This window comes from Ruegeria sp. CDSC002 (assembly GCF_059610905.1).
This window is the reverse complement of the sequence record NZ_JBXWOM010000008.1, coordinates 73,126-97,888: the sequence shown is the minus strand read 5'-3', so window position 1 is coordinate 97,888 and position 24,763 is coordinate 73,126. Positions and strand designations below refer to the sequence as shown.

Here is a 24,763-nt window from a genome sequence, read left to right as displayed (position 1 = left end):
TAGCATTCAGTCAATTGGTCTTCGTCAGGTTATTGAAGGCCACTCAGCAGAGTAGCGATACACCATTCCGAAGGTACCCGACTTGTCCCGCAGAGTTGATCCTCCGTTTCCTAACTATATAGAGCGGACAACTTCAGTTGGGGAAGGATCAGACGGCATTGCCAAGTTGATCGCATTGTTCATCTCGGATCGCGCGGACCCATGACCATACCGGCCTAGGCGGCTTGATTTTTTGCTGCAAAGTACGTGGCAAATGGCCGGGCAGCCTTGATTGTCAATAAATTGGTCCATATATTGTGGCATCAGGAGTGATCGATATGGAATTACGTGATCTTGTAGAAGACCGATTGATCTCACCGGATCGTCTGGCCCGGCATCTTAAAACCACCAAACGCGAGATTGGTGAGACCTTAGGCATTGCTCCGGAATCCTTGTCTCGGCGGCAGCGTGTAGCTTCCGTATCGGTCCAGACATCATTGCGTCATCTAGTTGAGATTTTGAACGCCGTTGCACCGGCTGTTGGAAGCTCGCTTATGGCCTATGCTTGGTATCGATCCGAGCCCATTGTGGGGTTTGGCGGGCGTACGCCTGAGGAAATCGTAAAGGATGGAGAGAACACGGCGTTGAAGTCCCATATTCTGCGGCGTCTAGAAGGTGGTTACGCTTGAAGCATGCCATCCGGGTGCAGCGTACTGTCATCCGTGCCGCCAAACCGCGCTGGTCGTACCTGCCGACATCAGGGGAGGGGGCTGCGCGACGCGGTGGGCGGTTTAACCCGATCGGTGAGCCCGCGCTATATACGTCGCTTTCCCATGAAACAGCCGCGCGCGAGGTGCGTTTCAGCCTGAATCAAGAACCCTATACATTTTATTTTTTGGCGGTTGATTGCCTTCATATCGCTGATCTGACCAGCCGTGATACCAGACATGCATTGGGTATTTCCTGGGAGGATCTCGCCAATGATAACTGGGAATCCGAGATGCACAGGGAATTGATTCCTTCAACTCATGATGTTGCGGAAAGTCTGAAAGGCGAAGGCTACGCCGGTGTTCTGGTGAACAGTTTCGCATCGGGGGCCACGCCTGATGACATCAATCTGGTTCTTTGGGATTGGGACGCGGTTGACCATTTGCCGTCAAGCAGCCCAAATGTGGTGATGGTCCTACACCGGGATGATCTACCGAACAGTGATGTATCCTGGCAATAACCCCCTGATCTCGAAAAACTCTTCATGGCAAAGTGGATGTCGGGTTTTTAAAAGGCAGGATGGATACCACTTGGTTGCAAGGGGTCTCACCAGTACCAGTCGTGGGCTTTCGAAAAAGGGGCTTTGTCTCTACATCAATTTCGAGCGTCGCTAAGCCTCATAGAATGAATTTGCCGGGAAAAAGTCCGGCTAAGAATCTTCGAATAAGTCCAGCAGAACGTCGACGCGAAAAAACTTGCATATCGGTAAGATAGTTTACCCACATACCTTCCAATAGGGCCAGCGTTCCGCTGGTGGCATCATTCACCAAGTTCGGATCATGCCCGTTTTGCTGGGCTATCTCCGTGAACGCATGCCGCAAAGTCTCGACAAGTTTGGGATCCTGAGTGCTGCTGTAACGGGCAATGCCTGGGTGTGAGCTCGCGATGCCGCGGAATGCATGCCAGATTTTTGTACTTCGTGGATTGAGCAAAGCTTCAGACAGATCAGCCTCAATCACAGCCATCACTCGGTCTTCGGGCGATGCATCCGAGCCAAGATCGGTCAATCTGTCCATCTCGGCATAATACTCGGTACTGAAATGCTGGGCCGCTGCGGTCAGCAAATTGTCCTTCCCCCCAAAATGCAAATGGATCATTCCGCGCGACAGACCTGAGCGCTCGCAGATGCGACTGACCGAGGTGTCGGTAACTCCGATATCAGCAATCGTGTCCAAAGTCGCCTTGATCAAAAGCTGCCTATTGGCCTCTGGATCGCGCTTCGAGCTACGCTTTCTCCCTTTTGGATCTTTCACTCTATTCAATGATTCCATCAGCTTAGGGTCTTCTCATATGGGTGGCTCACAGGAAGATTGACACGAAAGGCCTTTCTGGCGCAACATTAAATGGACGATCGTCCATTAGAGACTCGTAAGTACCGAGATGGGAGATAGGGTGATTTTTCGTAGCGAAGCGTCCCGGGGGTATACCCTCAGCGCACCAGCCACGGCATACGTGGGGTTTCTGGTGGCGGCGCCTTTGGTGATCCTGATCGCCTATTCGTTCTGGACCCAAACCTACGTAACGCTCGACAAGACACCGACGTTGAAAAACTATAGCGACGCGCTTGCTGATCCGCTGGTTCGACACTTAATGCTAAGGTCGATCTGGATTGCCGGAGCAGTTACGGTAGTCACTGTCGCATTGGCATATCCAATTGCGTACTTCATCGCGATGAAGGCCCGGAAAAAGACTATCTGGCTTCTGCTCATCACTATTCCGTTTTGGTCCAGCTATCTGCTGCGCGTATTTGCCTGGAAGCTCATCCTTGGGTTCAACGGGGTGATGAATTCTGCACTGCTGATGCTTGGTCTGATCGACGAACCGCTCGACTTCCTGCTATACAACGAATTCGCTGTCGTGCTGACGCTTGCTCATGCCTGGGCACCTTTTGCGATCCTGCCGATCTATGTCTCGTTGCAGAAGATCGATCCAAGCCTGTTGGAGGCTGCCACAGACCTCGGCAACAGTCCTATGCAACGCTTCATGCGGGTGACGCTACCGTTGACGATCCCGGGGATCATTGCGGCTTGCCTGATTATCTTTATCCCAACAGTCGGTGACTACGTGACCCCAGCACTGGTCGGCGGATCGGACGGGAAGATGATTGCCAATCTTATTCAGGTGCAGTTCGGGGCCGCCAACAACTGGCCTCTCGGCGCCACACTTTCGCTGATCGCAATGCTGTCAGTCGGTTTCGTCGCCATCGTGTTTGTCATTACCGCCACGCAGCTTGGGAGGAGGATCAGATGAAGCGCCCCTCGACCCTGACAGCCTATGCTTTTCTGTATTTGGTTTTTCTGTACCTGCCGGTTCTTTTCCTACCTTTGTTCTCGTTCAACAGCGGTACAATTGTTGCCTTTCCGATCAAGGGCTGGACGCTGGACTGGTATCGGAAGTTGGGCGAACAGGATACGTTGATCCAGGCCCTTTGGAATTCGCTTGGTGTTGGCACGGTCGTCGCACTTCTATCCACCGCCATGGGGCTGTTCGCTGCGCGCGCCTTTGTTCGATACCGTTTTCGAGGTCAGCGTGCAGCTGAAGGACTGGTGATGCTGCCTTTGGTTATTCCTGGCATTATCGTGGCCTCTTCAATGCTGGTCCTGTTTCTGTTTCTCGGCCTCAAGCCATCTCTGCTGACCGTTGTTCTGGGCCATACGTTCCTCGCCTTGCCGTTTTCCGTTTCGATCCTGAAGTCTGCCTTTGATGACTTCGACGCGTCGCTGGAAGAGGCATCTTACGATCTGGGCGTCGGCGTGTTCGAAACCTTCCGCCGCGTGACGCTGCCGGTCGTTTCCCCCGGCATCGTAGCCAGCATGCTGGTCACTTTTACGGTTAGCTTCGATGAGTTCGTCCTGGCCTTTTTCCTGTCAGGTAACCAGCCAACCCTGCCGGTCTATATCTGGAGCCAGATCCGTTTCCCCGCCAAGCTTCCAAACGTTTTGGCCTTGGGTTCTATCCTGCTGCTTACCTCGGTTCTGCTTTTGGTACTGGCCGAGTACTTCCGCCGCCGCTCATCCGCATCAGAGGTCCGATGACAGTCAGAAACATCATAGAACTCAGGGGCGTCGAAAAGCGCTATGGCACATTCCTCGCGGCCAGCGGGATCGATCTCGATCTCAAAGAGGGCGAGTTTTTCTCACTCCTCGGCCCCTCGGGATGCGGCAAGACTACGGTATTGCGGATGATCGCGGGCTTCCAGGAACCGACCGCGGGTACCGTGCTGATCGACGGTCAGGATATGGAAGGTGTGCCTGCCAACAACCGTCCAACGAACATGGTCTTTCAGAGCTACGCGATCTTCCCGCACCTGAACGTCGGGAACAACGTGGCCTATGGATTACGGGGCAAGGCGCCCAAGGGTGAGATCGACCAGCGCGTAGCCGAGGCCCTGGAAATGGTCGAGCTGGGCGGTCTTCAGGATCGCGGCGCAAGTGAATTGTCGGGTGGGCAGCGGCAAAGGGTGGCGCTCGCCCGTGCGCTGATCATGCGACCCAAAGTGTTGTTGTTGGACGAGCCCTTGTCAGCACTCGACAAGAAGCTGCGCGAACAGATGCAGTTTGAAATGCGCAACCTGCAGCAATCGCTTGGCATCACCTTTGTGATGGTCACCCATGACCAATATGAGGCGATGACCATGTCCGATCGTATTGGCGTGATGTTCAATGGACGGCTCAAGCAGGTGGACACACCAACCACGCTTTATGCCCGTCCTTGTGATCAGCAAGTGGCCAGTTTCATCGGTGAGATGAACATACTGCCTGCCCAGATGTTGGGAGAAACCGGCGATATATTGTCGATTGATGCGGCTGCTTTCGGGCGGATTGAGATTGAGAGAAACCCCAACGTTGCGACCAGCTCTAAAGACATGAACATCGGTATTCGCCCGGAACAATTGGAAATCGCTGCTGAAAAACCAGAAGACTATCCGTCAACGGTTCAAGGCACTGTCAGCAACGTCGCCTTCTATGGCGAGAACATTCACTACCACATTCAGGTGGCGGGAGCTGAAAAACCAATCTCGGTCTCAGTTCCAAATTATTTTCACACGGTCGATTTCAAACGCGGCGACGCAGTTTGGCTGGGGCTTCAGGGGGCAAGCGTGATCGATCTAGGTACAGACACAAAGTAAAATAGTGGGAGGATAGAATGAGACTTCAGGGAATTGCGGCCTTCGCATGTGCGACGGCGATAAGTACGGGAAGTGCCATAGCAGGCGGCGCTGATCTGACGGTTTTTGACTGGTCGGGATATGAAGATCCCGGGTTCTTTGCCAGCTACATGGAAAAATACGGGAATGAGGCGCCAAGCTATTCCTATTTCGGAAGTCAGGAAGAAGCCTTTACGAAACTGAGTTCGGGTTTCACGGCGGATCTGGCGCATCCTTGTTCTGACGCGGTCCGGAAATGGGTTGCAGCCGACCTGATCCAGCCGCTGGATGAAAGCAAACTGACCAACTGGGCCGATGTTCTGCCCGAGATCAAGGAAGTCGACGCCATCGTCCTAGACGGCAAGCTTTACATGTTGCCGTTCGAGTGGGGGAACACGGGCCTTATCTATCGCACCGACAAAATCTCAGGCGACGATATCTCGCTGCAAATGCTGGCGGACCCGGCTTATGCAGGCAAGATCGCCGTCCCGGATGCCGCGTCATCTGCGTACGCCCTGGCTGCGCTGGCCACTGGAAACGCCGACGATTACACCAATCTGAGCGACGAGCAGTTCAAGGAAGCATCTGATTTCCTGCGCTCGATCCACCCGAACATGCGCTTTTACTGGTCCGATGCGGGTCAATTTGATCAGGCCATGACCAGCGGTGAGATCGAATTGGGTTGGGCCTGGAACCAGTCAGAACTGAACCTGATCTGGAACGAAGTGCCTGCCGCGATGATGCGTGATGTCGATAAGGGCATTGCGACTTGGGCGTGCGGCTACGTGCATCTGAAGTCTTCCACGACTCCGGTCGATCAGGTCTATGATCTGTTGAACGCGCTCACTGACCCTGCCAGCGGTCAGTACATCATCGACAACTGGGGCTACCCACATTCCAACGCAAAAGCGTTCGAAGTTGCCGATCAGGCCAACATCGAAGCCTATGGTTTTGCTGACCCTAAAAGCTTCTTCGAAGGCAGTTTGTTCTTTGATGCTGTGAATCCCGAGCTTGAGGCGAAAATGCTGGCAGAATTTGAACGGATCAAAGCCGGCTTCTAACACAACCACTTTTCCGGGGCCTTACGGCTCCGGATCCCAAATACAGGAAAACGCGTGAACATGTCGAACGCGAACCCATATGCTCTGCTTTTTGAACCGGTTCAGATTGGGCCAGTCACAGCCAGAAATCGCTTTTATCAGGTGCCACATTGCACCGGGCTGGGGCATGTCCGACCGCGGGCGGATGCCGCCGTTCGTGGGATGAAAGCCGAAGGTGGGTGGGCGGTGGTTTCCAATCAGGAGACCGAGATTCACCCAACCTCAGACCTGTCTCCTTACGCCGAGGGGCGGCTATGGGACGGGCGCGATGTTCCCGCGTTGCGGCTGATGACGGATGCGGTACATGCGCATGGTGCGCTGGCAGCTATCCAGCTGGTGCACAATGGCAACCATGCGCAGAACCTGCTGACCCGGGCTCCGGTTCTTGCACCTTCCGAGATGTCTGTCGATACGACGCATCCCAAGCAGGCGCAGGCCATGGATAAAGCTGATATTCGCGAGTTCCGCCGCTGGCACCGCGAGGCCGCCCTGCGCGCGAAAGATGCCGGATTTGACATCATTTACGTCTATGCCGGACACAACATGACTTTGGCGCAACATTTCATGCTGCCGCATATGAACCAGCGTAGTGATGAATATGGCGGGTCGCTTGAAAACCGTGTGCGCCTGACACGCGAACTGCTGGAAGACACCCACGAAACTGTAGGTGACAGCTGCGCTGTGGCGCTCCGTTTTGCCATTGATGAGATGGTGGGCGCTGACGGCATGCAGGCTTCAGAAGAAGGCCGTGCCGTGGTCGAGCTTTTGGCCGATGTTCCTGACCTATGGGATGTGAACGTAGCCGACTGGTCCAATGACAGTGCCACAACTCGCTTTCAACCAGAAGATGGCTATCAGAACGCGTTTCTGTCGCACGTCAAACAGGTAACACGGAAACCCGTGGTTGGTGTTGGTCGCCTGACGTCCCCCGATATGATGCTGTCGATGGTCAAAAAGGGAATTGTCGACCTTATCGGAGCGGCGCGGCCTTCCATCGCGGACCCATTCATTCCCAAAAAGATTGAAGAGGGCCGTATTGACGAAATCCGCGAATGCATCGGCTGTAATATCTGCGTCTCATCTGACAATCTGGGCATCCCGATCCGCTGCACTCAAAACCCGACCATGGGTGAGGAATGGCGCCGCGGTTGGCACCCCGAGATCATTGCGCCGAAAAAGAGCAACGCGGATACTTTGGTTATTGGCGGTGGCCCCGCCGGTCTTGAATGCGCCACGCAATTGGCAAGGCGAGGATATCAGGTGACCTTGGCCGAAGCCTCAGCTGAATTTGGTGGACGTGTTGCAATGGAAAGCAAACTTCCCGGCCTCGCGGCTTGGTCCCGCGTCGTCGATTATCGCCTGAATGACCTAAAGCAGCGCGGCAACGTTCAGTTGTTCACTGACAGCAGACTTGATGGCGATCAGGTAGCAGAGCTTGGCGTCGAACACGTCTTTGTGGCCACCGGCAGCCATTGGCGTACCGACGGCATCGGCCGTAGCACGCAGCGCCATATGCCTCAGATCGAGCAAACCGCCAAAGTGTTGACGCCTGATGACATCATGAAAGGCATTCTGCCCCCGGATGGACCGGTGATGATCTATGATGATGACCATATCTATCTGGCAGGGGTGATCGCTGAAAAACTGGCGACCGCCGGATACCAGGTGGTCTTTGTCACGCCAGAGAGTTTAGTTTCAACTTACGCTGTCAATACTTTGGAGCAGCCTCGTATTCAGGCCCGCCTGATCGAGCTTGGTATCGACATTCGCTGCAATCAGGTGCTGACGGCGGTTGAAGGTGACATCGCGCGCATTGGGTGCGCCTTTACCGGCCGCGAAACTGACATACCGTGCGCCTCAACGGTTCTGGTCACCGAGCGCCACCGCGAGACGGCTCTTTATGACAGCCTGCAAGGGACCGGATTGAAAACCCTCGAACTCATTGGCGATGCCGCGTCTCCGGGGTTGATCGTGGACGCAGTCTTCGCAGGCCACCGCGCGGCACGCGATTTTGAACGCCCAAAGGCAGAAGCAGACAAGGATTGGTTTCGCCGCGAGATAATCGATTTGGAGGAGACGTGATGAACAGCCGACCGTTTGAGTTAGATGCTTTGATGGCCTCGCACCAGTACGGCCACGCGCTGCCGCGTGAATTCTACACTTCGCAAGACATCTATAACTATGACATTGCCCAGGTCTGGAACCGTAACTGGCTTTGGGCAGGGCATGTCAGCCAAATCCCAAACTCCGGAGACTATTTTCTGTTCGACTATGGCCCGGAGAGCATCATTATTGTTCGCGACCGTGAAGGCGAAGTTCGCGCTCATTTGAACGTCTGTCGCCATCGTGGATCTCGCGTCTGCACTGAACAGTCCGGCAACTCCCGTGTTCTAGTTTGCCCGTATCACGCCTGGACATATGAGCTATCGGGAAAACTTCGTGCAGGCCATAACATGGGGGAACACTTTGACCCCTCCAAATTCGGGCTCTTTCCCGTTCAGGTGAGTGTCTTCAAAGGCTTGATCTTTGTCTGTGCCGATGCAAACACGCCATCGCTAGATCCTGTCCTCAGCCAGCTTTCGCCACTCGTCGAACCCTATGGCTTTGACGATCTGAAAGTGGCGCATACGGCGTCATTTCCGGTTCCAGCGAATTGGAAACTGGCGGTTGAGAACTATCTTGAATGCTACCACTGCGGACCAGCACACAAAGAATACTCTCGCTCTCATAGCCTGAAATCGCCACAAGACATGGCTGGCTTGGTCGAGCCGCTGAATGCAAAGGCTGTAGAAGTCGGGCTGACGCCTGATGAATTGGCGCTTTTTGGCGAGGCTGCGCCCACCCCATTCACCAGCGGGTACTATCGGCGCTACCCGCTTTACCAAGGTTACAAAACCGGCAGCAAATCGGGCGAGGCGCTTGCGCCATTGCTTGGAACGCTGAAAGGCTTCGACGGTGGCGCAACTGACTTTGATATTGGTCCATTGAATTGGTTCCTGATCTATTCGGATCACATGGTGGGTTACCGCTTTGTTCCACGTGGCCTACAGGAAACCGACATTCAGGTGGTCTGGCTGGTTCGCGCTGACGCCGAAGAAGGCCAGGATTACGACAAGGAAGACCTGACCTGGCTTTGGCATGTCACATCTTTGGATGACGAACGCATCATTCGACACAACCAGTCCGGCGTGAATTCTCAATACTTCCAACCGGGCCCCTTGGGCGAAATGGAAACCGCGATCCAGGATTTTTACGATTTCTATTTCGCTATGATCAGCCCGGAACCAGAACAAAGGATGGCCGGTAATGGCTGAGGCAAAATCACGCCGACGCGGTGGTGGTGGGCGCGCCGCGCGCATAAAGGTGCAAGAGGCGACCACGGGCAATGAGGCCGTTCGTGGGGGCTTAAGTGGCGGACGCTACAAACCGCTGACTCAAACTGATATGGAGAACATCCACCAAGCGGCCCTGACCGTTCTGGAAAACACCGGCGTCACCGACCATTTCCCGGAACTGCTTGATCTGGTGCTGCCCAAGGGTGCGGTGATGAATGACCTCAATCGGCTATGCTTCCCGCGCGCCCTGATGGACGACATCCTGGCTGGTGCTGCCAAGGAATTTTACGTCTATGCCCGCGGAGAGCGTGAAGGCAAAGACGACATGCATTGTTCGGCAGAGAGTGTCTATTTCGCCAACTCTGGCACCGCCGTCACAACCTTCGATTCCGAGACCAAAACTTATCGCCCTTCGGTCCTGCGCGATGTTTATGATTTCACTCGTCTGGTGGACTGTTTGGATAACATTCATATGCTGGGCGACACGGTTTTGGCCACCGACGTGACCGATGATTTCGCTCACGACATGAACACCATATATGCGATGCTCGCAGGTAGCCAAAAACCTGCCTGTCTGACCTTTCGCGACCGTAGCCACATCCCACATGCCATTCGCATGTTCGATATGGCGCAAGGTGGCGATGGGGCTTTCATGAAAAAGCCAAGCGTCATATTTGGTGGCTGCCCTATGGTTTCCCCCTTGCGGATCGGCAAGGAGAACATGGAAATCCTGATTGATACTGCCAAACTTGGGCTAACTGTCGATCTGGCAGTGCCTCCTCAGGCCGGGGCCACAGCCCCCGCGACGCTTGCGGGAACACTGGTTCAAACCGTAGCCGAAACACTGGCCTGTGTTGCCATTGTAAACCTCATCACACCGGGCTGTCCGGTCTGCTTTGCTGCCTGGCCCTTCATCACAGACCTGCGCAGCGGATCGTTTACCGGCGGCAGCGGCGAACAGGCACTGATCGGGGCGGCAGCCATTCAGATGGGCAACTTCTATGGCCTTCCCACATCCGTTGGCGCAGGCATGACAGATGCCAAAATACCCGACGCGCAATACGGGTTGGAAAAGGCGCTAACCTTCACGCTTGCCGCCCATGCTGGTGCCAATCGGCTGTGCGAGTTCGGCGGGATGATCGGCAGCCTGATGGGATGCAGTTTTGAAAGCATGGTCATCGATGACGAAGCAGGTGGTATGATCCTGCGATCGTTGCGCGGGATAGAGGTCACAGATGAAACCATGGCGGTGGATGTGATCCACCAGTGTGCCATCGACCCAGGTCATTTCCTCGGCAACCCACACACGTTGAACTATATGAACACCGAATTTGTCTACCCGCGGCTCATGGATCGTGAACGTACAGATACATGGGAAAACGAAGGCAAAACTGATCTGCTGGACCGCGCCCGTGACAAGGCCAATTCCATACTCGACAGCCATTTCCCCAACTACTTCGGCGCTTCAGACGCTCAGGTGCGCGAAGAGTTCCCAATTGTGATGAGCGCAGAAAGTATGGCCCGCCGTGGATAACTCTAACGCCAAGCATTGGGACAACGACCACTTCTTGCACCCGTGGGAAGGGATGGCAACCTTGGGCGAAAACGCCCGGACATTTATTGAAGGTGCCAGCGGCATCCATGTGGTGAACGAAAAAGGCGAACGCTTGATCGACGGACCGGGAGGCATGTGGTGCACCCAGATCGGTTATGGGCGAGAGGAGATGGCAGAGGCCATGGCTGAGCAGGCTCGGAACCTTGCTTATTTCTCGCCCTTTAACAACTCCAACTCGACTGCCGCGCGGTTCGCGCGCGAAATCGCCAAACGTGCGCCGGGCGACTTGAATAATGTCTTTTTTACCACCGGCGGTTCCACTGCGGTTGATACTGCCATCCGGTTTGTCCATTTCCGCAACAACCTCTTGGGACGCCCCAAGAAAAAGAAAATCATTTCACGGCAAAAAGCCTATCACGGAAGCACTTATCTGGCGGCCAGCATCAGTGGAAAAGAGCGCGACCGGCTTTGGCTCGACAAGGCGGATGACCTCGCACATTTCCTGCCAGACGTGAATCCGCTTTATCGTGCACCTGGTCAAAGCGAAGAGAGCTTTCTGAAAGAGAAAGTTTCGGACTTGGAAAACGCCATTGTGACGCTGGGCCCAGAAAATGTTGCCGCGTTTATCGCCGAACCGGTTCTGGCATCTGGTGGCGTGATCGTGCCGCCAAAAGGATATCACGAAAGCTGCCTAAACATCTGCAGGAAGTATGATATTCTATACATTTCCGACGAAGTAGTGACGGCTTTCGGGCGATTGGGCCATTGGTTTGCTTCGGAGGCAGTTTTTGGCATTCAGCCAGACATAATCACCTGTGCCAAAGGAATGACATCTGGGTATGCACCGATGGGCGCTGCGATTATCTCGGATAGATTGATCGCAGATGTTTCAGGAAAAGACGCAACCTTTTCTAATGGTTATACCTATTCTGGTCACCCAGTCAGCGCAGCCGCTGGTCTGAAAAGTATGGAAATTATTGAACGGGAAAAGCTTCTCGAACACGTTCGAAGGGTCACTCCGATTTTTCAGGATCAGCTACAGCAGTTAGGTCAGATTGACATCGTTACCGATGTGCGCGGCATGGGGTTGATGGGATGCGTTCAATGCTCAGTCGATGGTGATCCCCAGAGCGATCTGGGGTGCGACTACGAGATTGGTAGCCAGATCGATATCGAATGCCAGAAACGTGGGCTATTGGTTCGACCTGTGATCAACATGTGTGTTCTTTCACCGCCCCTTGTCATTAGCGAGAGCGAAGTTGAGCAAATGTTCGATGTCTTGCGAAAAGGGCTTGAAGCGACAAGTAGGTGGCTCGGAGGGGATCGGTGACCAATGAAGAGCGTGCGCTCTTGTTGTGAATACTCGCTGTTCGAGATGCCGCTGCAACCTTTGAATTCAGTGTTCAATGTCCGTTTTGGGCCGGGGACGTCGATGGTTCGGGAGCACTTAATCAGCAACCGTCAGAATCTCTTCGAGTGGCTTTTTGATCTTCGCCACAGCAGGTACTTTTGCGTCCTTCGCGGCATGACCAACTGCCACGATCATGATTGGTTTTTCGCTATCCGGTCGATCAAACATCTTATTGAGGAACTTCATCGGGTTCGGGGTATGCGTCAGAGTGACCAAGCCTGCCTGATGTAGTGCGGCCAACAGGAAACCACAGGCAATGCCCGTGCTTTCGGGTACGTAGTAGTTCTTGAAACGCGTTCCGTCCTCGAAATGGCCCCAGCGCTGCGCAAAAACGACGATTAACCATGCGGCTTCCTCGAGATGCGGTTTGTTGTCGTTGGTGCCAATTGGTTCCAACGCTTTCAGCCATTCGTCACCCGCTCCACCTTCATAGAACTGGCGCTCTTCCTCCTCGGCGGCTTCGCGGATCTTCTTCTTTAAGGTGGGGGCCGAGATAGCCACAAAATGCCAAGGTTGATGGTTTGCTCCTGAGGGCGCTGTGCCCGCCGTGCGTATGCACTCTTCAATCACCTCGCGAGAAACCGGCTTGCTTGAATAGTCCCTAACCGTATGCCGCCGCTTCATTTGCGCATAGAATGCGCGGGCTTCTTCAAGGCTTTGAACCGCCGAATAATCCAGGTGGTCAGGAAGATCGATGGGTTCGTATTTTATTTTATCGCGTGAAAACATTGATGATCTCTTCTGGATGTGCAGTTTGTCTGTTTATGCACCTCGCCCGGGGTTTTGGAAACAGGGCCAACAAGGCGACGTCTGGCACCTTGACGAAGTTGTCGTGAGCATCTCTGGCCGCACAAGGTTCTCAATAACCGCGCTGAAAACAGCCATTTCCCATTCCGAAAACGGGAACGGTCGAAGCAAGGCCATCGATCTCCAGGTGGTTATAAGAGGTTCGCGGCAACCCATTCAGCCGTTCGGAATTGCTTTTGTGTCCCAGCACGTCGTCGCTCAGCCTTAACAATCCGAGTATCAGTATTCCTTGGTGCGCCGCAAATTAACGCGACAACACGCGTTCAGGTTTGCAGCGCGAAGTCTTTTATCTTGATCAATTCCGGTGAATATGTGCGAACGAATGCCGCTAACGTTCACCGCGCCGGTAGGGTGCCATCAACGCCGCAGGTATTTCGGCTCTGCGTGCGACGAGGACGAGCGCAACGATGGAAAGCACGTAAGGCGCCATCAAGAAGAGCTGGTAGGGTACGCCTTCAATCGCAGTCTGCAGCCGCAGCTGGTATGCATCAAAGAATGCGAATAATACGGCGCCAACCAGCGCCTTGCCGGGCCGCCAGCTGGCGAAGACGACCAGCGCGATGCAAATCCAGCCCCGCCCCTGAACCATACCTGGGAAAAAGCTGTTAAACGCCGTTGTCGTCAGGAAAGCCCCGCCCACCGCCATCAAAGCCGATCCGACAACGACTGCGCCGATGCGGATGCGGATGGGGTTCAACCCCTGTGCCTCAACCGCATGCGGGTTTTCACCGGTCATACGAATGGCCAGCCCTAGTGGTGTTCGGGCAAGGACATACGCCATTGCAGCCACAGCAAAGAGCGCCAGATAAGTCGGCAGGGCCTGGGAAAACAGGATCGGACCGAGAACAGGTAAATCGGAAAGCCCCGGAACATTGAGCGGTTGGAAAGGCTCTATCGTTGGGGGCAAGTCACCCACTTCGACAAGTAGCCTGTAGAGGTAGTAGGCCAAAGCAGATGCAAACAGCGTAATACCAAGCCCCGATACATGTTGCGAAAGCCCAAGCGGAACTGTCAGCGTGGCATGCAGCAAGCCCATCACAGCGCCGCAAAGGGCGGCAATCATCAGGCCCGCGAGCAAAGGTGCACCCATGTAGACGGCAAGCCAACCGCTCATCGCGCCCATGGTCATAATCCCCTCGATCCCCAGATTGAGCACGCCCGAACGTTCGCAGAGCAATGCGCCAAGGACGCCGAATATGAGTGGCGTAGCAATACGCAACACGGAAGCCCACAGGCTGGTATTCAGCAGCAGATCAATAGCATCACTCATCGGCGCACCCGGTAGGTTGTGAAAAGAAGGGCCACGATCATGGTAAGCAAACAGAGCGCAACAATCACATCAGCGATGAAACTGGGAACACCGGTCGCGCGGCTCATGGCGTCGGCCCCAACGAAGACTGTAGCAACGAAAACAGCGGCAGCAACGACGCCGGCCGGATGCAAAGCGGCGAGCATGGCGACAACGATGCCTGCATAACCAAAACCGGGGCTCATCGTGGTGGTGACCCCAGCTGTAACACCCATGACTTCGACAGACCCGGCGAGCCCCGCCAGAGCGCCCGAAAGCAGGGCTACGCCCATGATCGTTCGGGGTAGGGATATTCCGGCAAAGGCAGCGGCACTGGCGTTCAAACCTGCGGCGCGCGTTTCAGCGCCAAAAACGGTGCGCGCCAGGATCAGCCAAACGGCGCCTGCTGCTGCGATGGCAAAAAGCAGCCCGATATGCAGACGCGTGCGCGGGATCAGATCCGGCAGACGAAAATCTCCGTCTACGGGCACTGAAGAGGGCCACCCAAAGGCCAACGGATCGCGCATCGGGCCTTCAATCATGAGGCCCACAAAAAGGATTACGATGAAGTTGAGCAGAAGGGTCGTCACCACCTCATCCACCCCGAAACGCAGGCGTAAATAGGCAGGTCCCGCCAAAAGAGCCGCGCCCGCAGCCATGCCTGCCAGCATTAGAAGTGGGATACCAATCCATCCCGGAACCCCGAGCGAATGCCCGATCCAAGCGGTGACCAGCGCGCCGATAAAGAACTGTCCCTCGCCACCGATATTCCAAAGTCGCGCGCGGAAGGCGACCGCCGCAGCAAGCCCCGTGAAAATAAGCGGCGTGGCGCGGGTCAGCATCTCAGTGATCGAAAGGCGGGAGCCAAGCGCACCGGTCAGCATTTCGCCATACGCCGTGAGTGGGTTTACCCCCGCAGCTGCGATGAGACCTGCAGCGAAAAGTAACGCAGTAAAGATCGCGGCCAGCGGCGCAATGATCACAAGGTGCAGTGGCACATGTGTGCGTCGTTCAAGCCGCATTATCGTTTTCCTTCCAAACACCCGCCATCATCAGGCCAAGACGTTGCGGGTCAGCCTCGTTGGCGGATATGGGCTCCGACAAGCGCCCTTTAACGATGGCCTGTATACGGTCTGACAGGGCCACGGCTTCTTCCAGTTCTTCAGAGATGAGCAAGATTGCTGCGCCTTCGGCCCGTGCAGCCAAAAGCTCGGCATGAACGGCGGCAATTGCCCCTTCATCGAGGCCTCGCGTCGGCTGGTTGGCGAGCACAAAACGCGGTCCGTTTGTCAGGACCCGACCGAGGATAAGCTTTTGCATATTGCCGCCAGACAACAGCCTTGTTCGCGTGTCGGGACTGGCACCACGGATATCAAAACGTTCGATCAGCCCTGAGGTGTAATCGCGAGCGGCGCCTTGCCGGACAAAGCCGCGGCGCGAAAACTCTGGTGTGCGCAGCCGTTCGAGCACCGCATTTTCCCACAGGCTCAACTCGCCTACTACGCCTTCCGCGTGCCGGTCTTCTGGTACTCTACCAGCCCCCGCACGGATCATGCCGCGCGGCCCCAGATGACCGATATCTTCGTCCAGAAGTGTCAGCTGCCCGGCACTTGGGTGAACCAGCCCAGAAAGCAACCCGCCGAGCGAAGCCTGACCATTGCCTGAAACGCCAACGATACCAAGGATTTCACCAGTATGGACGGTGAATGACACGTCATCCAGACGCAACTCACCGTCCTCTTCCACGCGCACATTTTTTGCAATCAGCACTGGCGCGCCAATCTTATGGTCATGGCGTACGGGCCGTTCCACTTTGCGGCCAACCATCAGTTCCGCCAGCTCTCCGGGGTTGGTTTCAGAGGTTTTGCGTTCTGCAACCATCTTGCCGCCGCGTAGCACTGCCACACGGTCAGAGGCAGCCATGACCTCATGCAGTTTGTGGCTGATGAAGATAAGCGAGAGACCCTCTTTCGTCATGTCGCGCAGGGTCTCGAACAGGCGCATCGCCTCGGGCCGGGCCAGAACGGCAGTAGGTTCATCCAGAATTAATATGCGCGCGTCACGGTAGAGCGCTTTAAGAATTTCAACACGCTGGCGTTCTCCTACGGAAAGCGACCGAACCTTGGCCTCGGGGTTCACGGGCAGGCCAAACCGCTCTGCGATCTGCAACAGCTTTTCGCGCGCCTCACCACGAGCGGATCGCGCGCGCGTCAAGGGTTCGGAGCCAAGCATGACGTTTTCAAGAACGGTGAGGTTGCCCGCAAGCGTGAAGTGCTGGTGAACCATTCCCACACCCACCTCGATCGCTGCACGTGGAAGGCCTGGAGGCAGCTCTTTCCCGAACACCCTGACAGTGCCTGCGTCGGCTGCGTAGTGGCCAAACAGGATATTCATCAGCGTCGTCTTGCCAGCGCCGTTTTCACCCAGAAGCGCAAGGATTTCCCCCTCTGCCAGTGTCAGGGTCACATCATCATTTGCGGTAAGCGTTCCAAAACGCTTGGTGATGCCGTGAAGCTCCAGAACCTTGGTCATGCGGGTAGGCCTGCGATTGGGGACGGAAAGGAAAGTGCGGGCGCGCGGGCCTCGATAATTGCACCGAGTTTTAGCAGTGCGAAATCGGCGCCGGTGGGACCAATCAGTTGCACACCGAGAGGAAGGTCATTTGCCATGCCAAAAGGCAGCGCCAGTGCTGGCAAGCCCGCAACATTGGCAAGCGCGGCGTTTGGGGCAAAAGCTTCCAGCCGCGCCATGTGTTCATCGGTGGAAGTGCCAGACAGATCCAAAGTGCCGACAACGGGCGGAGCAGAGGAGAGGACCGGCATCAGGATGGCATTGGCGGATTTGAAAAGCTTGCGGGAGCGATTTGTCAGGCGTGCCAGCTGTCGCGAGGCCGCAAAAAGTGCGGTGGCAGGTGTCGCACGACCCTCAGTAGCCATGGCGGCTGCGAGCGGTGGAACCTGGTCGTCAGAGATCTTGAGTGCGGTCAGCCACTCAGCCAACGAAACAGCCAGTATGGTTCGGGCGATTTCATGAGCCTCAGCCCCAATCCGGTCGGGGGCACGAACATCATGCACTTCACAGCCTGCGTCGCGCAGCGCGTCGGCAGCACCTTCCGCAGCTTTGCGCTGATCAGGTCCACAACGATCCGGCAATGCCACCGCGACACGGGGACGTTTTGGGAAGTGCACCGGGGCCATAGGTTGGACAACAGCATCAAGGGCGGTCTTCACGTCACGGACCGATCGCGCCAGGATCAACTCAGATGCTATGCCCATCAGGTGATTGGCAAAATCAGGGCCTCCGGGCACCGCACCACGAGACGGTTTGAGCCCGGTCAAACCGCAACACGCAGCAGGTACTCTGATGGATCCGGCTGCATCAGTGGCATGAGCAATTGCAACGATACCACCTGCAACGGCAGCCGCAGCGCCGCCAGATGAACCACCGGGTGTTAACGCGGGATTCCATGGATTTCGGGTCGCAGCCATGCCATCTGGTTCGCATGTCAGGGAAAGGCCAAATGGGGGTGTTGTAGTCAAGCCATAAGGGATCAAGCCAGTTTGGCGCAAATCCTGTAACAGGCGACTGTCACTTTCAGGTTTACGCGCTTGTGCGCGGATTGCTGCGGATCCTGCCGCAGCAGGTAGCCTTTTTGCGAAACCACCGAGGTCTTTCACCAAAAACGGAACCCCATGAAACGGACCGCGCTGGTCAGATGGCAATGCGTCTGCTGCCCTTGCCCCGGCGCGCGCCATGTCTTCGTCCAGAAATGCCACGGCCCCCAAATCCGCCTGCGCGTGGCTGGCAGAAAGGCTTGCCTCCATCACGTCGAAGGCAGTGATCTGCCCTGACGTAATGGCGGCCGCAAGAGCCGTGGCATCGGTCACGTCAAAGCCCGCGGGATCAGGAGGGCTCGCTTTCGTCGATTGGAACATCCCATTCGCCGGATTGGATCGCGGCCTGTTTAGCCTCCATTGCCGGGATGGCGTCAGCAGGCACTTCATCGGCGACATAGATCAACTCATTGCCACCATGGGCCATGAAGGAATATTCTGTGTAGTTGCGCCCCGTTGGGTTACCGGCCTGAACGTCGGCTACGATGGCCTCGATAGTAGGACCGTAATTCCAGATCGCGTTGGCAAAGACTGTGCCTGGATAGCGAGGCGTATAGTCGATAAGCGAACCGATGGCCTTCACACCCCGCGCTTGGGCGGCATCCGCAGTGCCAATGCGCTCACCAAACAGGACATCTGCGCCCGCGTCGATCTGGGCAATCGCAGCTTCTTGCGCGCGGGCCGGATCAAACCATGCTCCGATAAAGCCGTTGACGAAGGTGGCATCCGGGTTCACCTCGGTCACCCCCATTCGGAAGGCATTGATCAACAGGTTCACTTCAGGGATCGGATAACCACCGACCGAACCGAAGACGTTGCTTTCTGACATTTGGCCCGCAAGCATCCCGGCCAAATAGGCCGCCTCGTGGTTGCGGGTGCCGAAGACGCCGAAATTGTCCCCTTCCGGCCCACCGGAAGAGCCCATGAGGAAAGCGGTATCCGGGTAATCGCCCGCCACTTCGCGTGCTTCGCGTTCCACGGCGTAGGACTCGCCCCAAATGATTTGCGCACCACCTTCGGCATACTCGCGCATCGCGCGGGGATAGTCAGTCGGAGCTACACCTTCCGAGAACTCATACTCGATCAGACCAGCATCGGCGGCTTCCTGCATCGCTACATGGATACGACTGTTCCACGCGTTTTCGACCGGAGACATATGCACGCCAGCGACTCGGGTCGCAGATTGTGCGTTCACGCGACGAACATAAGCCGGCACGGCCAACGCGGCCGCAGCGCCGACCATCAGTTGACGGCGGGTTGTGGTGAGTTTCATTGGTAGATCCTCTTCTGTTGGTGGCAATTGTTCTTGTTCTTAAGCTTCCTGAGTATTGGGCCTGGGCGCGTAATCTGCGGGATCCAGGGTCGTGGGGCGGCCGGGCAACGAAAGCGCCGCCATTCGGGGTTCTGTACGGGCCAACACCTTGCCGTTTTTGATTACGGCAAGGCGGGTGGGTTTCATGCGAACAGCTTCAATCGGATCACGCGCCTGCAGTACAACCATACTGGCAGGGCCGCCTTCGCGGATCGTCGGGTCGGGCAGGCCCATGGCTTTGGCGCCATTTTGGGTTACCGATGTGAATGCCCATTCCATCGCTTCCCGGGATGTCATCGGTACCGCGTGCACACCCATATGAGCCACTTCCAGCATGTCAGCGGACCCGAGCGAATACCACGGGTCCATTGTGCAATCCTGCCCGAAGGCAACGTTTACACCGGCCGCGCGCAGCTCTGGCACACGGGTCAGACCTCGGCGGCGCGGATAGGTGTCCGAACGCCCTTGCAGCGTGATATTGATCAGAGGGTTGGGTACCACGTTCATACCGCTTTCTGCGATGAGCGGGATTAGCTTCGATGCATAGTAATTGTCATAAGAATGCATCGCAGTGACGTGGCTTGCAGTTACACGGCCCCCAAGCCCAAGGCGCGTAGTCTCAAAGGCCAACGTTTCTACGTGGCGTGACATAGGATCGTCGCTTTCATCGCAGTGCAGGTCCAGCATCAGGCCGCGGTCCGCCGCTATCTCGGCCAGTCTTGTGACAGATCGAGCCCCTTCCGACATCGTGCGTTCAAAATGCGGGATCCCGCCCACCACGTCGACACCCATATCGAGCGCCTGGATCAGGTTTCTCTCTGCGTTTTCTGATCGGTAAAGGCCATCTTGCGGGAATGCCACCAGTTGCAGGTCGATATAGGGGGCAACCTGTTTACGTACCTCCAAGAGCGCTTCAACGCCCACCAACGGGGCGGATGAAACATCCACGTGGGAACGGATGGCCAGCAGCCCCTGCGACACAGCGAGGTCGCAATAGCGAATGGCCCTCTCAATCACCGCTTCGGGTGTCAGCAGGGGCTTCAATTCCCCCCAAAGCGCGATACCCTCCAAAAGCGTGCCCGAGACATTCATGCGCGGCAACCCGAGGCTTAGAGTCGCGTCCATGTGGAAGTGCGGGTCCGTAAAAGGAGGGGAAACCAAACGCCCAGCCGCCCGTATCTCCTCATGCGCCTCAGCCTTGATATCAGGCGCAATTTCCGCAACGCGGTCTGCCTTGATCGCGATATCTACCGGCCCGCTGCCATCTGGCAGGCTGGCCTGTCTGATGATTAAATCGAGCATCCAATTCCCCCAAATTTGACCGCATGGTAAAAAGTATTCTGCAAGAATGCTAATAGTTTTTGTTGCACTTCCGGGTCCAGTGTTTCCGCTAGTCTCGGTGTGTGCCTATATCCAAGGCTTGTGTTGACCTTTCTTGGCAGCTGAAGCTGACACAACGATCAACTTTCGCTTTTGGGATTTTGCGTTGCAGAACTGCTAAATTTTGCAAAGGTCGGTTCACGCTGGGAATCTGTCCGTTTCAGCAGATTGCCGATCTGGAACCTTGATCCAGCGGATCCGCAGTTTTCTGGCAAGCAGAAAAAATCTTCGCAACGGAATCAAAACACTGGGAACCGGGATTTCGTCAACTTCGGCTTGTAGTGTGCAAAACAACCTGCATAAGGATGGCGAATATCAGTGCAGGAAATTTCGTTGCATGTGAAACAAAGCGGACATATAGTTTCTTATGCAACTAGATTCCTTCTTTCCCTATCGCCTCGCCGTGGCGTCCGAAGCGTTCTCACGAAAACTCACGGAAGTATACCAGCGCGAATTCGGGCTATCACGGGAGGAATGGCGCCTGCTTTTTCTACTTGCCAATGCCAAAAGCCTGACCTCTCTAGAACTCTCGCAACGCACCACTCTGGATAAGGTTCAAGTCAGCCGGGCCGCGCAGAGGCTTGACGATAAAGGTTTGATAACCAGAGCAATTTCCGAAGAAGATCGCCGAATTAGGGTTTATCATTGTACGCCGGAAGGCCATCGGCGTTTCGAACAGTTGCTGCCACAAGTCGATGCTTGCGCGCAAGGGATGCTGAATTCCATGTCGGCTGAGGACCGTGCAGCACTGGACCGAGGCGTGACTGCGCTGCTTAAGGCCGCGTCGGAGACATAGGTACATAAGCCAATATGCGCAACTCAAGCCATCTGGAGTGCTGGCTGTCTAGAATAGAATGAGGTCTGCCAGTGTATTTCTCTCAGGAAGCGTCGGGCTGATTTTCAGGTCGGGCGGCGTCGAAAGCGGGCAGGGCGAATGCGCGCTCTTCGATCTCAATTAACCGTTCGAATGGAGTCATATCGACGCCCCAGCGATGTGCATTGTAAAGCTGTGCGACAAGGCAAATATCGGCAAGGTCCGGCTTGTCACCAAAACTGAAGGTGGCGTTAGCTGGCAAAAGCGCTTGGTAGGCATGGAAACCTTCTGTCATCCAATGCCGGAACCACTCGATCCCATCTTCGGCCGTAAGCCCATACCGGGACTTCAGATGCGCGGTGACTCTAAGGTTGTTAACCGGATGTATGTCCATCGCGATGGTATGGGCCGCAGCCTGTACCCGCGCACGCTCGAACGGGTCCTCCGGCAGGAACGAAGGTTCGGGTATGGTGGCGTCGAGATAATCGATGATCGCAAGCGATTGGGTGAGTGCACGACCGTCCTGCAGGATCAGCGTAGGGACGCCCTTCCCGGGGTTTAGCGCGACGTAGTCCGGCGCGCGCTGTTCTCCGGCAACAAGGTCGACGGGGATCGTTTTGTAGGAAACACCCTTGAGATTCAATGCGATCCGGACCCGAAAAGAGGTCGTCGAGCGCCAATAGCCGTATAGTTTCATGACTTCCTTGATTTGTGGTCAACCGTCTCGGATTTTGCCAAAGATAGGTTCCCGCGCCGGAAACCTATCCGGCACGGGATGCCCGTCAGGCAGACTTGTTGAGTTCTTTGGCATGCAGCCAATCGGCATGTTTCGGAGCTTTCTTGGTTTTCGACCACTCGTCCAACATAAGCCATTTCACTTCGTCCATGCGCTCCAGCAGCGCTTCTTCTTCCGGGTCCGGGCAGGCCAGTTCGATACGATGGCCGGAAGGATCAAAGAAGTAGATAGAATGGAAAATCGAATGGTCGGTCACGCCGAGTACTTCGACGCCATTAGCTTCCAGATGGTCCTTGAACTGAAGCAGCGTTTCACGATCCTTCACCTTGAAGGCGATGTGCTGCACCCAGATCGGGGTATTGGGATCCCGGCCCATTTCCGGCTTCGTGGGCAGCTCGAAGAAAGCCAGAACATTCCCATTCCCGGCATCCAAAAACAGATGCATGTAGGGGTCCGGCTCATGCGTAGATGGGACATGATCCTCGGCGATGGCCAGGATAAAGTCCATGTTAAGCATTTTCCCATACCATTCGACCGTCTCTTTTGCGTCTTTGCAGCGGTAAGCGACGTGATGGATCTTCTCGATTTTCATCGATTTCTCCTTTCCGAGGGTGCAGTTTTCAAGACCAAGGCAACGTACGATCGCCTCAGGCGTTCACATCAACCCCACCAGCCAGAGTGACAGGGAGGGTACAAGGATGAGCAGGGTCAGCCGCAGGATGTCCGCGATCCAGAATGGCAGCACGCCGCGAAAGATCGTTCCGAGTGAGACATCTTGCAACACGCCCTTCAGCACGAAGACATTCATACCGACCGGGGGTGTGATCAGGCTGATTTCAGTGGCCACAACAACCACAATGGCGAACCAGATCAGGGCGTTTTCGGGATCGAGCAGGAGTTCATTGGCAAACTCAAGCTCAAACATCAGTGGGTAAAAGACCGGCACTGTTAGCAAGATCATCGACAGGCTTTCAAGCACACAACCAAGAACCATGTAGGTCAGCATTATGAACACGATGACCGCCCAGACCGGCAATTCATTGTCGAAAACAAAGCCTGATAGGGCATCCGGCAGTCCGGCGTAGTTTATGAAGTTGGTGAACAGCTCGGCCCCGATGATCACAGCAAAGATCATGGCTGTAGCCCGGATCGAATCCAGCGTAGCTGCGAAAAAGCTGCGCCAGGTCATCGTCCTGAGGGCAATGGCGATCAGGATCGAAGCGCCTGCACCCATTCCGGCCGCCTCAGTCGGTGTGAAGAACCCACCATAGATGCCAACCATGATGAAGAGAAAAAGGCCCAGCACACAGATCACGCCTATGACGTCAGCCCGACTCATGGGTTCGGTGTTTTCCTCCTCCGGAGCCAGAGAAGGGTTCAACCGTACCGCAACCATAACCGCGCCAAGATAAAACAGCACACCAATTATACCTGGCACAATTCCCGCGATAAAAAGCTTGGCAATATTGGTTTCGGTCAACAGGCCGTAGATGATCAGGATCACCGAAGGCGGGATCAAAATGCCCAGTGTCCCACCCGCGGCGATAGAGCCTGTCGCCAGCCGGTCATCATAGCCAAAACGACGCATTGAAGGCATGGCGACTTTTGACATCGTGGCAGCAGTGGCCAGGGACGAGCCGCACACCGCGGAGAAACCGCCGCAAGAAAAGACCGAAGCCATGGCAAGTCCGCCGCGCAGCCTGCCAAAAAGCCGATCGGCACCGGCGAACAGCCCGTGTGCCACGCCTGAGCCGGCCAACACATTGCCCATGAAGATGAACAGAGGGATGACCGAAAGGGAGTAAGACAAAGAAGTGTCAAAGGCCACTTGCCCTGTCATAGCCCAGGCAGGCTCCCAACCACGCATATAGGCAAACCCAAAGCCGCCTACGGCCGCCATTGCGAAGGCGATGGGCACGCGCAGTAGTATAAGTCCCAGAAGGATCGCAAAACCGATCAGAGATTCAATCATGGGGCGCCCTCTAGGTGATCTTGATCGGTGTCGTGTTCGATGGGGGGTTGTAATCCGCGCAGGAATGCGATGAACGCCGAAACCATGCAGGAGACCCCAGCCAGATAGCCGAATGGTGCCAGTGGAATCTCAAGCGCGTTGGTCACCGCGCCGTCATGTGCGGCCTTGGCCGCATGGGTGAAAAGCCGCCAAGAAAAGGTGGCTAACAGGGCAGCAGAGAACAGGCCTGCAAACGCAGACAAAAGACGTTGCGTCTTGCGTCCAAGCGCCAGATTCAGCAGGTCGACTTCGACATGTTCACGGCGCTCTGTCGTCAGTGGCAAGGCAAGGAAAACGAGCGCTGCCAGCAGTATTTCAGTGAGTTCGAAGGCACCGGATAGCGGTGCGTTGAACAGGTAGCGCCCAACTACATCCACACAGGTGATGAGGACGAGGCTGAACAGGATCAGTGCGGCCCCGACACCCAGAGATCTGTCGAGCAGCAGCCCGATGTCCAGCCCCTCATCAGGGGGCTGGTCGGGGAAACGATGGCGAAGCCGCTCCAT

The 24,763-nt window shown here is 55.7% G+C and carries 23 protein-coding genes and 1 pseudogene; 12 read left to right on the top strand and 12 right to left on the bottom strand.

Annotated features, from left to right (window positions below; translation table 11 throughout):
* Positions 1-317 precede the first annotated feature (317 nt).
* Positions 318-668, top strand: a complete 351-nt coding sequence (locus tag AC2FJE_RS15925; protein WP_282170348.1) for a hypothetical protein — start codon at positions 318-320, stop codon at positions 666-668.
* Positions 665-1,207 (top strand): RES family NAD+ phosphorylase, encoded by a 543-nt coding sequence (locus tag AC2FJE_RS15920; RefSeq protein WP_496761142.1) that lies wholly within the window; start codon positions 665-667, stop codon positions 1,205-1,207. Before AC2FJE_RS15925 ends, AC2FJE_RS15920 begins: the two co-directional genes overlap by 4 nt.
* A gap of 157 nt (positions 1,208-1,364) precedes the next feature.
* On the opposite strand, the gene AC2FJE_RS15915 is transcribed toward AC2FJE_RS15920, so the two are convergent.
* Positions 1,365-2,018 (bottom strand): TetR family transcriptional regulator C-terminal domain-containing protein, encoded by a 654-nt coding sequence (locus AC2FJE_RS15915; RefSeq protein WP_496761141.1) that lies wholly within the window; start codon positions 2,016-2,018, stop codon positions 1,365-1,367.
* A 109-nt stretch (positions 2,019-2,127) separates the two neighbouring features.
* Between AC2FJE_RS15915 and AC2FJE_RS15910 the strand changes: the two genes are divergently transcribed.
* Genes AC2FJE_RS15910 through AC2FJE_RS15875 form a run of 8 tightly spaced genes read left to right on the top strand, consistent with a single transcriptional unit; the run spans position 2,128 to position 12,214 of the window.
* Positions 2,128-2,997: an ABC transporter permease gene (locus tag AC2FJE_RS15910; protein ID WP_496761140.1), complete on the top strand. Its 870-nt coding sequence runs from the start codon at positions 2,128-2,130 to the stop codon at positions 2,995-2,997.
* Positions 2,994-3,782, top strand: coding sequence for an ABC transporter permease (locus AC2FJE_RS15905; RefSeq protein ID WP_496690593.1), 789 nt, complete (start codon positions 2,994-2,996; stop codon positions 3,780-3,782). Before AC2FJE_RS15910 ends, AC2FJE_RS15905 begins: the two co-directional genes overlap by 4 nt.
* Positions 3,779-4,876 (top strand): ABC transporter ATP-binding protein, encoded by a 1,098-nt coding sequence (locus AC2FJE_RS15900; protein ID WP_496756711.1) that lies wholly within the window; start codon positions 3,779-3,781, stop codon positions 4,874-4,876. Before AC2FJE_RS15905 ends, AC2FJE_RS15900 begins: the two co-directional genes overlap by 4 nt.
* 17 nt (positions 4,877-4,893) lie before the next feature.
* Positions 4,894-5,955: an extracellular solute-binding protein gene (locus tag AC2FJE_RS15895; protein WP_109310916.1), complete on the top strand. Its 1,062-nt coding sequence runs from the start codon at positions 4,894-4,896 to the stop codon at positions 5,953-5,955.
* Positions 5,956-6,015: 60 nt separating this feature from the next.
* Positions 6,016-8,076 (top strand): oxidoreductase, encoded by a 2,061-nt coding sequence (locus AC2FJE_RS15890; protein ID WP_496756709.1) that lies wholly within the window; start codon positions 6,016-6,018, stop codon positions 8,074-8,076.
* Entirely contained in the window at positions 8,076-9,308 is a 1,233-nt protein-coding gene (locus tag AC2FJE_RS15885; RefSeq protein WP_496761139.1) for an aromatic ring-hydroxylating oxygenase subunit alpha, read from the top strand. The genes AC2FJE_RS15890 and AC2FJE_RS15885 overlap by 1 nt, the downstream gene beginning before the upstream one ends.
* Positions 9,301-10,863 carry a trimethylamine methyltransferase family protein gene (locus AC2FJE_RS15880; protein ID WP_496756705.1) on the top strand — a complete coding sequence of 521 codons (1,563 nt, stop codon included), beginning with the start codon at positions 9,301-9,303 and terminating at the stop codon, positions 10,861-10,863. Before AC2FJE_RS15885 ends, AC2FJE_RS15880 begins: the two co-directional genes overlap by 8 nt.
* Positions 10,856-12,214, top strand: coding sequence for an aminotransferase (locus tag AC2FJE_RS15875; RefSeq protein WP_496761138.1), 1,359 nt, complete (start codon positions 10,856-10,858; stop codon positions 12,212-12,214). The genes AC2FJE_RS15880 and AC2FJE_RS15875 overlap by 8 nt, the downstream gene beginning before the upstream one ends.
* 117 nt (positions 12,215-12,331) lie before the next feature.
* Here AC2FJE_RS15875 and AC2FJE_RS15870 read toward each other — a convergent pair whose 3' ends face one another.
* The gene (locus AC2FJE_RS15870; protein ID WP_282170358.1) at positions 12,332-13,024 is read right to left on the bottom strand and encodes a nitroreductase family protein; all 693 of its coding nucleotides are present in this window, start codon (positions 13,022-13,024) and stop codon (positions 12,332-12,334) included.
* A 114-nt stretch (positions 13,025-13,138) separates the two neighbouring features.
* Between AC2FJE_RS15870 and AC2FJE_RS15865 the strand changes: the two are divergent.
* Positions 13,139-13,318 (top strand): annotated as a pseudogene (locus tag AC2FJE_RS15865) (IS6 family transposase); the annotation flags it as partial.
* Between the two features lie 112 nt (positions 13,319-13,430).
* Here the strand turns inward: AC2FJE_RS15865 and AC2FJE_RS15860 are convergent.
* The 6 genes from AC2FJE_RS15860 to AC2FJE_RS15835 are packed head-to-tail and all read right to left on the bottom strand — an operon-like array spanning position 13,431 to position 20,618.
* Positions 13,431-14,372 carry an ABC transporter permease gene (locus AC2FJE_RS15860; RefSeq protein ID WP_282170359.1) on the bottom strand — a complete coding sequence of 314 codons (942 nt, stop codon included), beginning with the start codon at positions 14,370-14,372 and terminating at the stop codon, positions 13,431-13,433.
* Complete coding sequence (locus tag AC2FJE_RS15855) at positions 14,369-15,412, bottom strand: ABC transporter permease (protein ID WP_496761137.1); 1,044 nt, start codon at positions 15,410-15,412, stop codon at positions 14,369-14,371. The genes AC2FJE_RS15860 and AC2FJE_RS15855 overlap by 4 nt, the downstream gene beginning before the upstream one ends.
* The gene (locus AC2FJE_RS15850) at positions 15,402-16,922 is read right to left on the bottom strand and encodes an ABC transporter ATP-binding protein (protein ID WP_496756696.1); all 1,521 of its coding nucleotides are present in this window, start codon (positions 16,920-16,922) and stop codon (positions 15,402-15,404) included. Before AC2FJE_RS15850 ends, AC2FJE_RS15855 begins: the two co-directional genes overlap by 11 nt.
* The gene (locus AC2FJE_RS15845; protein WP_496699101.1) at positions 16,919-18,325 is read right to left on the bottom strand and encodes an amidase; all 1,407 of its coding nucleotides are present in this window, start codon (positions 18,323-18,325) and stop codon (positions 16,919-16,921) included. Before AC2FJE_RS15845 ends, AC2FJE_RS15850 begins: the two co-directional genes overlap by 4 nt.
* Positions 18,294-19,277: a BMP family protein gene (locus tag AC2FJE_RS15840; RefSeq protein WP_282170363.1), complete on the bottom strand. Its 984-nt coding sequence runs from the start codon at positions 19,275-19,277 to the stop codon at positions 18,294-18,296. Before AC2FJE_RS15840 ends, AC2FJE_RS15845 begins: the two co-directional genes overlap by 32 nt.
* A gap of 39 nt (positions 19,278-19,316) precedes the next feature.
* A complete protein-coding gene (locus AC2FJE_RS15835; RefSeq protein ID WP_496756694.1) occupies positions 19,317-20,618 on the bottom strand; it encodes an amidohydrolase family protein in 1,302 nt (433 codons plus the stop codon).
* Positions 20,619-21,063: 445 nt separating this feature from the next.
* Here AC2FJE_RS15835 and AC2FJE_RS15830 point away from each other — a divergent pair, with 445 nt between their 5' ends.
* A complete protein-coding gene (locus AC2FJE_RS15830) occupies positions 21,064-21,492 on the top strand; it encodes a MarR family winged helix-turn-helix transcriptional regulator (protein ID WP_058278632.1) in 429 nt (142 codons plus the stop codon).
* Positions 21,493-21,574: 82 nt separating this feature from the next.
* Here AC2FJE_RS15830 and maiA read toward each other — a convergent pair whose 3' ends face one another.
* The 4 genes from maiA to AC2FJE_RS15810 all read right to left on the bottom strand — a co-directional run bounded on the left by maiA (position 21,575) and on the right by AC2FJE_RS15810 (position 24,763).
* Complete coding sequence (gene maiA / locus AC2FJE_RS15825) at positions 21,575-22,207, bottom strand: maleylacetoacetate isomerase (RefSeq protein WP_496756691.1); 633 nt, start codon at positions 22,205-22,207, stop codon at positions 21,575-21,577.
* Between the two features lie 85 nt (positions 22,208-22,292).
* Complete coding sequence (locus tag AC2FJE_RS15820; protein WP_058274548.1) at positions 22,293-22,838, bottom strand: VOC family protein; 546 nt, start codon at positions 22,836-22,838, stop codon at positions 22,293-22,295.
* Between the two features lie 63 nt (positions 22,839-22,901).
* Positions 22,902-24,218, bottom strand: coding sequence for a TRAP transporter large permease (locus AC2FJE_RS15815; RefSeq protein WP_496761136.1), 1,317 nt, complete (start codon positions 24,216-24,218; stop codon positions 22,902-22,904).
* On the bottom strand, positions 24,215-24,763 hold the full coding sequence (locus AC2FJE_RS15810) for a TRAP transporter small permease (RefSeq protein WP_082637164.1): 549 nt from the start codon (positions 24,761-24,763) through the stop codon (positions 24,215-24,217). Before AC2FJE_RS15810 ends, AC2FJE_RS15815 begins: the two co-directional genes overlap by 4 nt.